The sequence below is a fragment of the Ignavibacterium sp. genome, from assembly GCA_032027145.1.
In the GTDB taxonomy this organism is placed as follows: Bacteria; Bacteroidota; Ignavibacteria; order Ignavibacteriales; family Ignavibacteriaceae; genus IGN3.
Genome location: JAVSMP010000001.1, coordinates 2,727,098 through 2,740,978, shown reverse-complemented (window position 1 = coordinate 2,740,978; position 13,881 = coordinate 2,727,098). Strand labels below are relative to the sequence as shown.

Annotated in this window: 15 protein-coding genes; 6 read left to right on the top strand and 9 right to left on the bottom strand. The window is 33.2% G+C overall.

Annotated features, from left to right (window positions below):
* Nucleotides 1-5 precede the first annotated feature (5 nt).
* From nuoL to ROY99_11475, 9 genes are read right to left on the bottom strand one after another with little or no spacing between them, the layout of a single operon-like run.
* Nucleotides 6-2,078 (bottom strand): NADH-quinone oxidoreductase subunit L, encoded by a 2,073-nt coding sequence (gene nuoL / locus ROY99_11515; GenBank protein ID MDT3697004.1) that lies wholly within the window; start codon nt 2,076-2,078, stop codon nt 6-8.
* Nucleotides 2,079-2,080: 2 nt separating this feature from the next.
* On the bottom strand, nt 2,081-2,389 hold the full coding sequence (nuoK, locus tag ROY99_11510) for an NADH-quinone oxidoreductase subunit NuoK (protein ID MDT3697003.1): 309 nt from the start codon (nt 2,387-2,389) through the stop codon (nt 2,081-2,083).
* A complete protein-coding gene (locus ROY99_11505; GenBank protein ID MDT3697002.1) occupies nt 2,389-2,883 on the bottom strand; it encodes an NADH-quinone oxidoreductase subunit J in 495 nt (164 codons plus the stop codon). Before ROY99_11505 ends, nuoK begins: the two co-directional genes overlap by 1 nt.
* A gap of 16 nt (nt 2,884-2,899) precedes the next feature.
* A complete protein-coding gene (locus tag ROY99_11500) occupies nt 2,900-3,463 on the bottom strand; it encodes an NADH-quinone oxidoreductase subunit I (protein ID MDT3697001.1) in 564 nt (187 codons plus the stop codon).
* Between the two features lie 8 nt (nt 3,464-3,471).
* Nucleotides 3,472-4,557 (bottom strand): NADH-quinone oxidoreductase subunit NuoH, encoded by a 1,086-nt coding sequence (nuoH, locus tag ROY99_11495; protein ID MDT3697000.1) that lies wholly within the window; start codon nt 4,555-4,557, stop codon nt 3,472-3,474.
* Complete coding sequence (locus ROY99_11490; protein MDT3696999.1) at nt 4,554-5,702, bottom strand: NADH-quinone oxidoreductase subunit D; 1,149 nt, start codon at nt 5,700-5,702, stop codon at nt 4,554-4,556. The genes nuoH and ROY99_11490 overlap by 4 nt, the downstream gene beginning before the upstream one ends.
* 2 nt (nt 5,703-5,704) lie before the next feature.
* A complete protein-coding gene (locus tag ROY99_11485; protein MDT3696998.1) occupies nt 5,705-6,193 on the bottom strand; it encodes an NADH-quinone oxidoreductase subunit C in 489 nt (162 codons plus the stop codon).
* A complete protein-coding gene (gene nuoB, locus ROY99_11480; GenBank protein ID MDT3696997.1) occupies nt 6,190-6,681 on the bottom strand; it encodes an NADH-quinone oxidoreductase subunit NuoB in 492 nt (163 codons plus the stop codon). Before nuoB ends, ROY99_11485 begins: the two co-directional genes overlap by 4 nt.
* Complete coding sequence (locus ROY99_11475; GenBank protein MDT3696996.1) at nt 6,681-7,109, bottom strand: NADH-quinone oxidoreductase subunit A; 429 nt, start codon at nt 7,107-7,109, stop codon at nt 6,681-6,683. The genes nuoB and ROY99_11475 overlap by 1 nt, the downstream gene beginning before the upstream one ends.
* A gap of 604 nt (nt 7,110-7,713) precedes the next feature.
* Between ROY99_11475 and alr the strand changes: the two genes are divergently transcribed.
* From alr to ROY99_11445, 6 genes are all read left to right on the top strand, one after another.
* Nucleotides 7,714-8,835: an alanine racemase gene (gene alr, locus ROY99_11470; protein MDT3696995.1), complete on the top strand. Its 1,122-nt coding sequence runs from the start codon at nt 7,714-7,716 to the stop codon at nt 8,833-8,835.
* Complete coding sequence (locus tag ROY99_11465; protein ID MDT3696994.1) at nt 8,835-9,698, top strand: hypothetical protein; 864 nt, start codon at nt 8,835-8,837, stop codon at nt 9,696-9,698. The genes alr and ROY99_11465 overlap by 1 nt, the downstream gene beginning before the upstream one ends.
* Nucleotides 9,698-10,765 (top strand): mannose-1-phosphate guanylyltransferase, encoded by a 1,068-nt coding sequence (locus ROY99_11460; GenBank protein MDT3696993.1) that lies wholly within the window; start codon nt 9,698-9,700, stop codon nt 10,763-10,765. Before ROY99_11465 ends, ROY99_11460 begins: the two co-directional genes overlap by 1 nt.
* A gap of 113 nt (nt 10,766-10,878) precedes the next feature.
* Nucleotides 10,879-11,640: a dihydroorotate dehydrogenase electron transfer subunit gene (locus tag ROY99_11455; protein ID MDT3696992.1), complete on the top strand. Its 762-nt coding sequence runs from the start codon at nt 10,879-10,881 to the stop codon at nt 11,638-11,640.
* Nucleotides 11,637-12,554, top strand: coding sequence for a dihydroorotate dehydrogenase (locus tag ROY99_11450; GenBank protein MDT3696991.1), 918 nt, complete (start codon nt 11,637-11,639; stop codon nt 12,552-12,554). The genes ROY99_11455 and ROY99_11450 overlap by 4 nt, the downstream gene beginning before the upstream one ends.
* Entirely contained in the window at nt 12,554-13,816 is a 1,263-nt protein-coding gene (locus ROY99_11445) for a folylpolyglutamate synthase/dihydrofolate synthase family protein (protein MDT3696990.1), read from the top strand. Before ROY99_11450 ends, ROY99_11445 begins: the two co-directional genes overlap by 1 nt.
* Nucleotides 13,817-13,881: the final 65 nt, after the last annotated feature.

The window sequence follows — 13,881 nt, the reverse complement described above, 5'->3', positions numbered from 1 at the left end:
TTATTTTAAAAGAAAAAGAAAAAAATTATAATCGAGAATATAACCAGTACGATGTATGTCTGAACTTTTCCGGTTTGTACTCTTCTGAAAAGTAATCCGAAAAAGCCGCTTAAATACGCCATAAAATTTACAAATCTGTCAACAACGTATTTATCAAATCCGCCCATAAATGTTGAGAGAGCATGCGTAACTGCTGCTGAACCATTTACAATTCCATCAACAATTTTTGAATCAAACCAGTACATAAGTCTGCTGAAGCTGAATAATCCAGCAACAAATGTTTTTTGATAAAACTCATCAAAGAACCATTTGTTAAGTGAAAAATTATATAATGGTTTTAATGAACCTTTAAGTTTATCAACGTCAACTTTTTTCCATTGATAAAACACAAATGCAGTAAAGATTCCAAGTACTGCAACAAATAATGATAAGAGCATTGCTGGATAATGAGCGCCGTGCATTGCTTCAGTATATTGTTCAGAATACAAAATCGAATTATGTTCAGAAACAGAAGCTTGTTCAACCATATCAGATTGCATAAAATCAAAACGTGTCGAATTAGGAGAATGTAATTCAGGATTATTAATCCATTTGGTTAAAAACCATCCTTGTTCTGCACTTAAAGGATTTGGAGTATAGAAAATAAAAACTGATAATGCTGCTAACACTGCTAATGGCATTGCCATCACAAAAGGTGATTCTTTTGCGTGTTCATATTTATGCTGATCTTTTGGTCCACCATGAAATGTAACAATGATCAATCTAAACATATAGAAAGCAGTTAAAAGTGCAACAAGAAGACCTACTATTGTAAAGATCCAATAACCTGTTAACGATCCGAAAGCAAAAGTGCTTGCAAGTATTCCATCTTTACTTAAAAATCCTGATGTTAACGGAATACCTGAAATAGCTAATGATGAAATCAGGAAAGTAGCATAAGTTAAAGGCATCTTTTTTCTAAGCCCACCCATATTTCTAATATCCTGTTCGTGGTGCATAGAATGAATAACAGAACCAGAACCCAGAAATAAACAGGCTTTAAAGAAAGCATGAGTAACCAGGTGGAAGAAAGCAAATTTATAAGCTCCGACTCCAAGTGCCATAACCATATATCCAAGCTGTGAAACAGTAGAGTAAGCCAGAACTTTTTTAATATCATTTTGTGTTAAAGCTATTGTTGCCGGTATAAATGCTGATAACATTCCAATAATCGCAATAAACATCATTGCATCAGCGGTAAGCAAGCCGAATATTCTGATAGTAAGATAAACACCCGCAGCAACCATTGTAGCAGCATGAATTAAAGCACTAACTGGAGTGGGACCTTCCATTGCATCAGGTAACCAAACGTGAAGAGGGAATTGAGCAGATTTTCCAATCGCACCCATAAAAAGAAGAATACCAGCCATTGTCAGCCAGAATTCTGAATTGAACGGCAAAACACCGGAGCTTATAGAAGCAAATATCTGATCAAATGAAAAAGTGTGATAGGTTAGGTATAAAATTAAAATTCCAATTAACATTCCGGTATCACCGATTCTATTTACGAGGAATGCTTTTTTACCGGCATCAGCAGCAGATTTTTTCTCAAACCAAAATCCAATCAGTAAATAAGATGAAAGACCGACCAGCTCCCAGAACATATACATCATTATAATGCTGTGTGTCAGAACGATTCCATTCATAGAAAAAGTAAACAAACCAAGATATGCAAAGTAACGGTTATATCTTTCATCACCCTTCATATATGCAATAGAAAAGTAATGAACAAGTCCGCTAATAAGTGCAACAACAAACAGCATCAGCACTGTAATATTGTCAATCAAAAAACCAAGTTTAATTGCGAAGGTATCTGTAAGCCTGAACCATTCGAACTCTGCTGTAATTTTATCATCAACGAAGTAAGATAACTTACCAAAGGCTAATACAATTGATGCTATCAGAACAATAGTCAGAATAAAAACTTCAAAAAGAAAAATTGATTTAACTTTTTTACCAAGTAGAAGGGTTACAACAAAACCCAGCAGGGGCAGGAATAAGATAGCATTTGATAAATTTATTAAAACTGATTCTGTCATTATTAATCTTTCAGATTATCAATCTCATCTATATTTACAGTTGATAATGTTTTATAAATATTTAAAACGATTGCCAGTGCTATTGCAGCTTCGGCGGCTGCAAGCACAATAACAAATAATGCTATCAGATGACCCTGTAATCCGAAATTACCAAATCGTGAAAATGCGATAAAATTAATATTTGCTGAATTAAGGATTAATTCGATTCCCATTAAAACCAGAATAGCATTTTTTCTTGTTACGATTGCATAAATACCCATTGAGAACAACAAGGTACTTACAACTAAAAAATGATTTAAGCCTACTTCCATTATTTTTCTCTTCTTGCCATTGATGCTGCACCTACAAGTGCAATCAATAAAATAATTCCAAGTAATTCAAAGATCAGTGCATACTCTTGAATAAGCAAAGTACCGAGTGCTTTTGTTGTTGGCTCAGGTGCTGCAGTAGATACTGTTAACCAAGATGAATTTATCAAAGCAGCCAGTAATGAACCGGTTAATAAACCAATAGCTATTGTAGCAGGATAAATGTTAATGGTACCGGTTTTAATTTCTACATTAGTAATCGTGTTTGTAAGCATCACACCAAAGAGCAGTAATATCAGAATGCCGCCCACATAAACAATCAACTGCACTATAGCAACAAAGTCTGCACCAAGTAAAACATAAATACCAGCAACACCAAAGAATGTGAACAATAAAAAGAAACCGGAGTAGATGATATTTCTGTTAGTTACAACAAAAAAACCAGAAATAACTGTCAATGCAGCAAACAAGTAAAACATTAAATCGTAAAGGTTCAATTCATTATTCCTTTGGTTAATCTTTTTTCTGCTCAGCTTCAGCTTTTGGTTTTGTTTCAGATGCAGCTTTTAACTTTTCAGCTTCTTTTTCTGCATTAAACTTAGCCAGATTATCGCGCTTCTGCTGTCTTTCTTCAGGAGTTAAGGTTACAAAATCAAAAATAAGGTCATCACGCTGATATTCTGAAAATTCATAAACATCAGTCATATAAATACAATCAGTTGGACAAGGAAAAACACATAACTGACAATAACAGCATTTAGAAAAATCAATAGTAAATCCTGTAACCCATAAGGCTTTCTTTTTTCCATTTGAAGTTTTTCCAAGATCCTCTGAAGGCAGACCTTTGGTAGTTTCAATTTGAATACAGCTTACAGGACATGCTCTTGCACACTGGTCGCATCCTATACAATCATCCATGTTTACATATAATCTATTTCTTTCGCGCTCAGGTAATTCAGGTTTTACATCCGGATATTGTATTGTTACAGATGGAACAAACAAATGCTTTAATGTTACTTTCATACCGATAAAGATTGTTACCAGAGCTGTATAAATATTTGAGAAATATTCTTTCATTTCAAACTTTAAATTAACGTAATAAAACCAATGGTTATAAGATTTACAAATGCAATTGGAATCAGATACTTCCAGCTTACTGCCATTAACTGATCAACACGCAGTCTGGGTAATGTCCATCGGAGCCACATTTGTACGAAAACAAAGAACAATCCCTTTGCAGTAAACCAAAAAAACTGTTCAATCGGTATAAGCCATTCAACGCCTAACAAATTTCCAATATACCCGACAGGTGATTGATAACCTCCAAAAAACAGTGCAGCAACAATAGCAGAAACAGCATACATATTTGCATATTCAGCTAAAAAGAACATTGCAAATTTCATCCCTGAATATTCTGTATGATAACCAGCTACAAGTTCAGATTCGGCTTCAGGGATATCGAAAGGAACGCGGTTAACTTCAGCCAAGGTGCTTATATAGATAATAATAAATCCAATCAGCATTGATGGAATGAGTAAAAATTTAGTGAGACCAAAGCCGGGACCGCCAAAGATATACCAATTCCAGAAATATCCGGTCTGCATTTCACTTAGTTTATGCAGACTCATAGTTTCACTAACCATTACCAGACTAAGCACAACCAGCATAGTTGGAATTTCATAACTTACAATCTGTGCAACTGATCTCATTGAGCCGAGCAGCGAGTATTTGTTATTTGATGCCCAGCCTGCCATTAATATTCCGGCAACTACTAATCCCGTAACTGCAATAATATAAAATATACCTAAGTCAACTTCTGAGCCTATATAATAACTACTGAATGGAATAGCGGCAAAAGCAGCATAGCTTCCAGCAAAAACAAGAACGGGTGCAAAATTAAACAATGGTTTATCTGTATCAGAAGCAACAATATCTTCTTTCTGAATAAGTTTTATTATATCAGCAATAGTTTGGTTCCAGCCATGCCAGCCGATTCTCATCGGACCAAGCCTGTCCTGCATATGTGCTGAAACTTTTCGTTCAGCCAAAACTGCAAAGAGAGCATAAGGCAGAATAAACAAAAACAACGGCAGCAGGCTCATAAGAATTCCCGAAGCTATTGCTGCAATAACAGTATTTCCAAATAAATCAACAAAAAAATCGTACATCATCTGTCAATCTCTCCTAATACAATATCAATACTACCGAGAATTGTAATAACATCAGCTATCATATAACCTTTACACAATTCTCCAAGCACCTGCAATGTAACAAATGAAGGAGCTCTTACTTTAACTCTGTAGGGAGTTGTAGAGCCATCACTAATAATAAAATATCCTAATTCTCCTCTAGGATTTTCAACTCTGCCATAAACCTGCCCTGCATTTGGTTTAATTCTTTTTGGGATTGCTGATTGCACATCACCTTCAGGCAGCTGATCTAACGCCTGTTCAATGATTTTAAGACTTTCTTCCATTTCTAAAATTCGTACGAAATATCTATCCCAGCTATCACCAACGGATCCGTGCGTTCCTTTGCCGACAGGAATATCAAAATCAAATTTATTATAAACAGAATACGGATCATCTTTTCTTATATCCCACTTAATTCCTGATGCTCTTAAATTTGGACCTGAAACTCCAAAATTAATTGCTGTTTTAACCGGCAGGATACCAACATTTGCAGTACGATCGATAAAAATCTTATTATAACTTAACAGATCATTAAGCTCTTTAATAGTTGGTCTGAATTCTTTAACAAAATCTCTTGCTTTTCTAACAAAGTCAGGATGTAAATCGTGAGATAATCCACCGACCCATATATAATTATAAAGTAATCTTGCACCGCAGGTAATTTCAAACAGATGTAAAATTTTTTCTCTATCTCTAAAACAATAAAGGAATGGGGTAAAAGCTCCTATATCAGCTCCATAAGTACCCAAAGCAACAAGGTGTGAAGCAATTCTCTGAAACTCAGCCATTATCACCCTGATATATTCAACTCTTTGAGGAACTTCAATACCAAGAAGTTTTTCCATTGCTACAGCATAGCCAAATTCATTACCCATTGATGCTAAATAATCCATACGATCTGTATAAGGAACTATTTGAGGATAAGTCATTGCTTCACAATGCTTTTCAAAACATCTGTGTAAGTAGCCTATATGAGGAGTAACCTTAGTTATAATTTCACCTTCAATAGTAAGCTCTAATCTTAATACTCCGTGTGTGGATGGGTGTTGAGGACCCATATTAAGAACCATTTCTTCGGTGCGGATTACAGAGCTTTTAGTATTTGTCAGTAAATCTTGTGACATAATTAATATGGTACCTTCATTCCCTGGTAAAACTCAGGATTTTCATAATCTTTTCTTAAAGGATAGCCGGCTTCCCAATCATAAGGCATCAGGATTCTTCTTAGGTCAGGGTGATTTAAAAATTTAATTCCAAACATATCATAAGCTTCGCGTTCGTGCCAATTAGCGCCTTGCCAGATATCAACAACGGATGCTACTTCCGGATTATTTCTATCTGTTACTACTTTCAAAACTAATTTATGTTTTAATTCTGTTGATTCGAGATGATAATACACGCTTAATTGATTTGCTTTAATTTCATCAACTCCGGATAAATTGATTAACGAATCAAAATTAAGCTCGGCAGTATCGTGTAAAAAGTGTGCTACTTTGTCAATTACTAACGAACTACAAATAATAAAACTTTCAACAGGTAAATCTGATTTAAGTTCAAAACTAAAATCTGGAAAACTATCTTTTAATACCTGTAAAATTTCTTCAGTGTTTTTCATGTTGATTTTTTTACTAAACTTGTTTTCCGGATCTTCTCCTGAAGTTTAATTAATCCTTCCAATAATGCTTCAGGTCTTGGTGGGCAACCTGGTACATAAACATCAACCGGAATTACTCTATCAATACCTTTAAGAACGTGATAACCATGCTCCCAGTAAGGTCCTCCGCTATTAGAACAACTGCCCATCGAGATAATATACTTTGGTTCAGGCATTTGTTCATAAAGTCTTTTAATCCGGGTTGCCATTTTTAATGTAACAGTACCAGATATGATAATAATATCTGCATGTCTTGGAGAAGGGCGGGGAATAACTCCAAATCTGTCAAAATCATAATGCGATGCTGATGTTGCCATCATTTCGATTGCACAACAGGCTAATCCAAAACTAACTTGCCATAATGATGACAATCTTGCCCAGTTCATTAAGTCTTCAGCTTTAGCTATAACAATGTTACCATCAGTAAATTCTTTATCGAGTAAACCCATTAAACCTCAACTAATTCTTCTTCTACTTTTGCTGCAGGCTGCTTATTTATTACCGGAGGTTGAACTTTTGGCTTTTCCCATTCCAGATCACCTTTACGCCACTCATAAGCCATACCGATACCTAAGAGCACTAAGAATACTAAGCCAACTAAGAAGCCGGTCATTCCAAATGCTTTGTAACCTAAAGCCCAGGGAATAAGCAATACAACCTCAACATCAAAAATCAGGAAGATAAGAGCGACAACATAAAATCTAATATTAAATTTTATCCAAGGTGAGCCTTCCGGATTTTCACCGCATTCATAAGTCAATAACTTTTCTTTTGTTGGTCTGTGGGGACGAATAAGTTTTGAAAGGAATACAAGCCCAATAACAAATATCATTGCTATTAAAATAAAAATAAAAGCTTTTCCGAATTCTGTTAGCATAACTTTTAAAAATTATTGGCTCAAAGTTACCATTGCCTTTGTGGAATGTCAAGAATTCTTAAATAAAAACATTGATGATTCAGAAAAGTTGATAATTATTGTTAGTAAATTATTGTGTCAATTGCTGTTTCACACTAATCTTTATTTTAGATTTTCTGCTTCTTCAAAGCTTATTCTGTTATTTTGCATACATTGGAACACGGATTTAACTGATTTAACAGATATAAACTGATTAATCAATAATAATAGTCTTTTATGTTTCCTTAACCAGTTTTGTATTTGCTTTTTTTCTTTCAAGTACTCTTTGAGTAATATTTTAAATGTAGATAGGGTTAAAGTAGGTAAAGCATAATTTATGTTTTTAATTAACTGATTTAATTCTCTGATAATAATTTTAAAATACATTGTGCATTTCAGTAAAAGACTTTCCTTCTTTTAAGGCTGATGTTATGAATACGAATCTTAGACAATAATTATTAATAATCTCAGCAGTAAAAGTTTAGCATTTTCAATTTTCTTACGGCACGTTTTATCAAATAGCAATATTTTCGTAAATTTTATCAGTAAACCTTAACAATTTCTAAAAAAGCAATTCAAGATATTTATGCGTCCAACAAAAGCTTTAATTAGTGCTGTAAATCTTAAAAAGAATTATCTGAACATCCGGAAGAAAGTTGGCAATGTAAAAGTTATGGCAGTTGTCAAAGCAGATGCTTACGGACATAATGTAAAGTTTGTTGTTCAAACATTAAATTCGCTTGGAAATAAAAAACCTGATTACTATGCAGTTGCCACTATTGAAGAAGGGATAGAATTAAAAAAATTAAAAGTTACTCAACCTGTAGTTATTTTTGATCTTATTGACGAAGATTCAGTAAAAGATATTATTGAGATGGATTTAATAACAACTGTTTTTACTGAGAGGCACATAAAGGTATTAACTGACGAACTCAAAAAAACAAATTCAAAAAGAAAAATAAAGGTGCATGTAAATATTGATACAGGAATGCGCAGATTAGGTGTTGATTTTCAGGATGCATTTGAATTTATAAAGAGATTATCAAAAGTTAAACAAATTATTATCGATGGAATCTATACACACTTTGCAACCTCAGATGAAGCAGGAAGTAAATTTGCAAAACTGCAAATAAAAAGATTTGATTCTGTTATAAATAAACTTAAAGAAAATAAAATAAACTTCGGATTTGCATATTCAGCTAACTCCGGTGCAATATTAGATTTTCCTGAAGCATATTATGATATGGTTAGACCTGGAATTTCTTTATATGGATATTATCCATCATTGGAAACATCAAAAAAGTTAAAATTAAATCCGGTAATGTCAGTAATTTCAAAAGTAGGCTCTATTAAGATTGTTAATAAGGGTGAATCAATAAGCTATGGCAGAAAGTACTATACTAAACGGAAAACAAAAATTATTACAATACCGATGGGTTACGCTGATGGTTTTTCAAGAAATTTAACCAACAAAGCTAAAGCAATTATTAAAGGTAAATTATACAATCAGGTTGGTATTGTTACGATGGACAGAGTAATGTTTGATGTAGGACGTGATGATATAAAAATCGGCGACGAAGTAATTTTAATTGGTAAAAACGGTAAATTAGCAATAGACGCATGGGATTGGTCTGAAAAACTTAATACAATTCCTTATGAAGTTCTTTGTGGAATTAGTAAAAGAGTTCCAAGAGTATTAGTAAAATAATGGATCTGATTAAAAACTATATTAACCAGAGTATATCAATAGCAGCAAATAACCTGCGGTTAAACAATCAGCAGATTGAAGTTGTTGCATTGCTTAAAGAAACTATTACCAAATCGGATAAGCTTAGTGATGATCTTATTAATATGAAAAAAATAACAGAGCTTTCCACACTGGCTATCAGATTAAACGATATATATAATTCATTAACACAGAATCCAATAGACTTCTTAAAAATGTCTGATCAATTTAAAGAGCACAGCAGGTATTTAATAAAAGATTTAGGGCATATGCTTGATATTTGCACACCGGCTATTTTTAAAACTGCAATTGAAAAATTAAGAGGGACTGATACTGATTCTAATGAGGAAATAAAAGTTGATTTATCTAAACGGGTTTATGATGATCAGCAATTTGAAAAATCTGAAACAGATGAAATAAAAGAAGAAATTATCTTCGAAGAAGCTGAGGAAACAGAAACTGAAGAGATTATTCAGAATTTTGAATCAATAATTTTAAGTCCTATTAAACCATTAGATAACCTATTAAAAAAATTATCCGATAATGATGTTGAATATGAAGAGCTGATTAAGTTCTCAAAAATAATGGATGAAAATGCATCATTATCCAGAAAGATCGGATTTGAAATTTTATCAGGCATGCATAGAATTGTTTCTAAAGCTCTGATCCTGATTAAGAATCGGGATTTGATGCCAGGTAAAGAAGTAATAGAAAGTTTAAGAGCTTGTTTAATTGTTATTGTAGCAGTAGTACGCGGTAAAGATGTTGATATTAATAATTATTTAAATAAAGCAGAACGGTTTGGCAATCAATTATTAAAAATAAAAAGCAAGGATACTAAGTAATGAATTTATATGCTGTAATTATGGCAGGCGGTGTTGGCTCACGTTTCTGGCCAAGAAGCAAAAAGAGAATGCCTAAACAATTATTAAATATATTTGGTGATGATACGATGATTCAGGCTACTGTTAAACGATTGACAGGAATGGTTGAAAAAGATAAGATCTATATTATTACAAATGAGCTTCAAAGTTCTGAGATAAAAAAACAATTGCCTGATTTACCGGTTGAAAATATTATCGAAGAACCGTTTGGAAGAAATACTGCTGCCTGTATCGGACTTGCTTCTGTAATGATTAAATCAAAAGACCCGGATGCAATTACCGTTGTTTTGCCCGCAGATCATATCATAAAAGATGTTGATGAATTTAAAAACATAATTGAAAATGCTGCAAGATTTGCAAATGAGTCAAAAGGATTAGTTACTATCGGTATTAAACCAACGCGCCCTGAAACCGGTTATGGTTATATTCAAATTGATGATAAACCTGTTGCAGATAATATTTTTAAAGTTTTTACCTTTGCCGAAAAACCAAATTATGCTACAGCTGTCCGGTTTGTAGAAAGCGGCGATTTTCTTTGGAACTCGGGGATGTTTATTTGGAGAGTTGATGTAATACTTGATGAAATAAAAAATTTAATGATAGATCTGCACGAAGGATTGGTTGATATCGAAAAAAGTCTGTTTTCAAATAACTTTAAAGAAGAATTAAAAAATATTTATGCCCAGCTTAAAAAAATTTCTATAGATTACGGTATAATGGAAAGATCATCCAAAGTGTATCTTACAAAAGGCTCGTTCAGTTGGAGTGATGTTGGCAGCTGGGAAGAGGTTTATCAATTATCGCCTAAAAATGAAAATGGTGTTGCTTCCTTTGGGCAAGTTTATACTAATATGGTTAATGATTCATATATTTATTCACCCGATAAAATGACTGCGGTTATCGGACTTGATAATGTAATTGTAATTAATCAGGGCGATACATTGCTTGTATGCCGGCGGGATAAGGCTCAGGATGTTAAAGAAATTGTTGATTATCTGAAAATCAACAAAATGGATGAACATCTGTAAAAAAATTATTCGGAAATTTAACTGAAACATTTTAGTTTTAGTAAGAAGTTTTATTTTAATATTATCCAACAATAATTTCCTAAAATCAAAACACGTTTAGTAAAGGAATAAACTTGCTCATTGTAAACTCTCCGGTTGTAGAGACTATACAAATTCACGAAAATATTTTTATACAAAAGATACTTTCACCTGAAATTGCACAAAATATTAATCCGGGACAGTTTCTTAATATCAGGGTTTCTGAAACAACAAATCCATTGTTGAGAAGACCTTTCAGCATTTGCGATGTTGATGGTGATAATATTTTTATTTTGTTCAATGTAATGGGCGAGGGGACTAAAATACTTGCTTGCAGGCAACCTGGCAGTTTAGTGGATATATTAGGTCCGCTTGGCAACGGATTTAATTTGAATGATGATTTTGAAACTGCTGTTTTAGTTGCCGGTGGTTTAGGCTCAGCACCATTTCCTTATCTTACAAGAAAAATTGGACAATCAAAAAAAATAATTTCTTTTGTTGGCGGTAGAAGTAAAAAAGATTTAATTACATATTCAATGTTGAATTTTCATACTTCAACTGATGATGGTTCTGAAGGATATAAGGGAAATGTGGTAAAATTACTTGAAAAAAACCGGGATAAACTGGATAAAGATAAAATTAAAATTTTTGGATGCGGTCCTAATGCAATGTTAAGGAGTTTAAAAGAGTTCTGCCTTAAATACGATTATAACTGTGAGATTTCAACTGAGTCAGCAATGGCATGCGGATTTGGAATATGCCAGGGATGTCCGATTGAATCAACCAAAGACCCTGATAAGTATTTGCTTGTCTGCAAAGACGGTCCTGTATTCAATGTCAAAGATGTTAATATATGAGTACTATTGATTTATCAGTAACTATCGGAAAACTAAAACTTCGTAATCCGATTATGCTTGCTTCGGGCACAGTTGGTTATGGTAATGAAATATCGGAATTCTCAGATTTAAATAAGCTTGGTGCAATAGTAACAAAATCACTTTCGCTGAAACCAAGGAAAGGTAATCCTCCGCAGAGAATTGTAGAAACTCCCTCAGGCATGTTAAATGCAATTGGTCTGGCTAATGTTGGAGTTGATGTCTTTTTAAAAGAAAAAATTCCGTTTTTAAAAAAGTACGATGTTCCGCTCGTTTGTAATGTTGCTGCAAGCAGTGTTGAAGAATATGTTGAATGTGTAAAAATACTTGATTCAGAAGAAACAGTAAAAGCCTTTGAGATAAATGTATCTTGCCCGAATGTTAAAGACGGAGGATTACAATTCGGAAATGATATTAAAGCAGTTGGCTTGATTACTTCAAAAGTTCGTGCGGTAACTAATAAACCATTGATTATTAAACTATCGCCTAATGTATCTTATATTTCAGAATTTGCACAGGTAGTTAAAGATGAAGGCGGAGATGCAGTTTCAGCAATTAATACTCTGGTCGGAACAGCATTTAATATCATAACTAAAAAACCTAAAATTTATAATATTAACGGCGGACTTTCAGGACCGGCAATTAAACCTGTTGCACTAGCTAAAGTATTAGAGATTTCACGTAAAGTTAATATTCCGATAATTGGAATCGGCGGTATTATGAATTGGAAAGATGTTATTGAATTTATGATTGTCGGTGCATCAGCAATTCAAACAGGAACATTAAATTTTATTGATCCCGCTGCACCTGAAAAAATGATAAAAGAATTAGAAGATTTTTGTGTATCAAACCAGATTAATAAAATTTCAGATTTAACAGCATCGTATATAATTTAATGGATATTCAAGACTCATTAAATAAACTGTTTGCTCTTCATCAGTTTGATGTAAAGCTTGGACTTGATAATATCAAAGGATTTCTTGATGCTATTGGTAATCCTCAGAAAAAATTAAATGCCATACACATTGCAGGTTCAAATGGAAAGGGCAGTACTGCTTCGTTTACTGCCAGTATTTTGATGGAATCCGGATATAAAACAGGTTTATATACCTCTCCGCATTTCGTAAAATTTAATGAACGAATTTCAATTGACGGAAAGCTGATCTCTGATGATTACATAGCAAATTTTATTGATCGCAATCAGAAAAAGATGGAAGAGTATCATCTTACTTTCTTTGAAGTAACTACTGCAATGGCTTTTGAATATTTCGTTTTTATGGGTGTAGATATTGCCGTTATAGAAACCGGTTTGGGTGGAAGACTTGATGCTACTAATGTACTGAATCCATTAGCTTGTATAATTACACCGCTAAGTCTTGAACATACTAATATACTTGGCGAAGATTTAGAACATATTGCATTTGAGAAATCTGAAATAATTAAACCCGGATGCAAAACTTTTATTGGGCTGATTCCGGAAGAAGCAATCAAAGTAATAGAAAAGAAAGTTAATACTGTAAAAGCTGAGTTGTTTTGTCTTGAAGAATATATTGTAGAAAAGAATAATAATATTCAACTATACACAGAGGAAATTCAATTTGATGAATGGGAAGTTCCATTAATTGGTAAACATCAGAAATATAACGCTGCACTTGCTGCGCTTTGTTTTACCAAATCCTTTCACATTGATGATCCTTCAATTATAATAAATGGAATAAAAAATGTAGTTAAGAATACACGAATTCAGGGCAGATATGAAATTGCTCTGAATAAACCCCGTATTATTCTTGATTCAGCACATAATCCTCAAGGTATTGAATCTCTGGTTAATACATTCAAAATTGAAAAGAATAATTACCAAAAATCTACTTTATTGTTTAGTGTAATGAAGGATAAAAACATCAAACAGATGCTTTTATCTGTTAAAGCTGTATTTGATGAAGTTTGCTTTTATGAATTGTCTTATGAAAGAGCAGCAGATATAGAAACACTTAAATCTATTGCGGATTCAATTTCAATCAAATATTCAATTATCAATGATCTGAGATTCTTTTTGACTCAATATATCAATGGGACAAAAGAAAATTGCCTTGTGGCTGCCGGAAGTATGTATTTATTAGGTGAAGTTAAGCCAATTTTGACTGAACTTCTTTCTTGACAATATAAATCTAAGTATTTAATTTTGGGTTAAGACCTCGAGTTCCTTTCATACGTACAGAAATA

Bases quoted from the DNA above. Each gene is read 5' to 3' on its own strand.
- nuoL (MDT3697004.1), bottom strand. From the start codon at position 2,078: ATGACAGAATCAGTTTTAATAAATTTATCAAATGCTATCTTATTCCTG.
- nuoK (MDT3697003.1), bottom strand. From the start codon at position 2,389: ATGGAAGTAGGCTTAAATCATTTTTTAGTTGTAAGTACCTTGTTGTTC.
- ROY99_11500 (MDT3697001.1), bottom strand. From the start codon at position 3,463: ATGAAAGAATATTTCTCAAATATTTATACAGCTCTGGTAACAATCTTT.
- nuoH (MDT3697000.1), bottom strand. From the start codon at position 4,557: ATGATGTACGATTTTTTTGTTGATTTATTTGGAAATACTGTTATTGCA.
- ROY99_11490 (MDT3696999.1), bottom strand. From the start codon at position 5,702: ATGTCACAAGATTTACTGACAAATACTAAAAGCTCTGTAATCCGCACC.
- ROY99_11485 (MDT3696998.1), bottom strand. From the start codon at position 6,193: ATGAAAAACACTGAAGAAATTTTACAGGTATTAAAAGATAGTTTTCCA.
- nuoB (MDT3696997.1), bottom strand. From the start codon at position 6,681: ATGGGTTTACTCGATAAAGAATTTACTGATGGTAACATTGTTATAGCT.
- ROY99_11475 (MDT3696996.1), bottom strand. From the start codon at position 7,109: ATGCTAACAGAATTCGGAAAAGCTTTTATTTTTATTTTAATAGCAATG.
- alr (MDT3696995.1), top strand. From the start codon at position 7,714: ATGCGTCCAACAAAAGCTTTAATTAGTGCTGTAAATCTTAAAAAGAAT.
- ROY99_11465 (MDT3696994.1), top strand. From the start codon at position 8,835: ATGGATCTGATTAAAAACTATATTAACCAGAGTATATCAATAGCAGCA.
- ROY99_11460 (MDT3696993.1), top strand. From the start codon at position 9,698: ATGAATTTATATGCTGTAATTATGGCAGGCGGTGTTGGCTCACGTTTC.
- ROY99_11450 (MDT3696991.1), top strand. From the start codon at position 11,637: ATGAGTACTATTGATTTATCAGTAACTATCGGAAAACTAAAACTTCGT.
- ROY99_11445 (MDT3696990.1), top strand. From the start codon at position 12,554: ATGGATATTCAAGACTCATTAAATAAACTGTTTGCTCTTCATCAGTTT.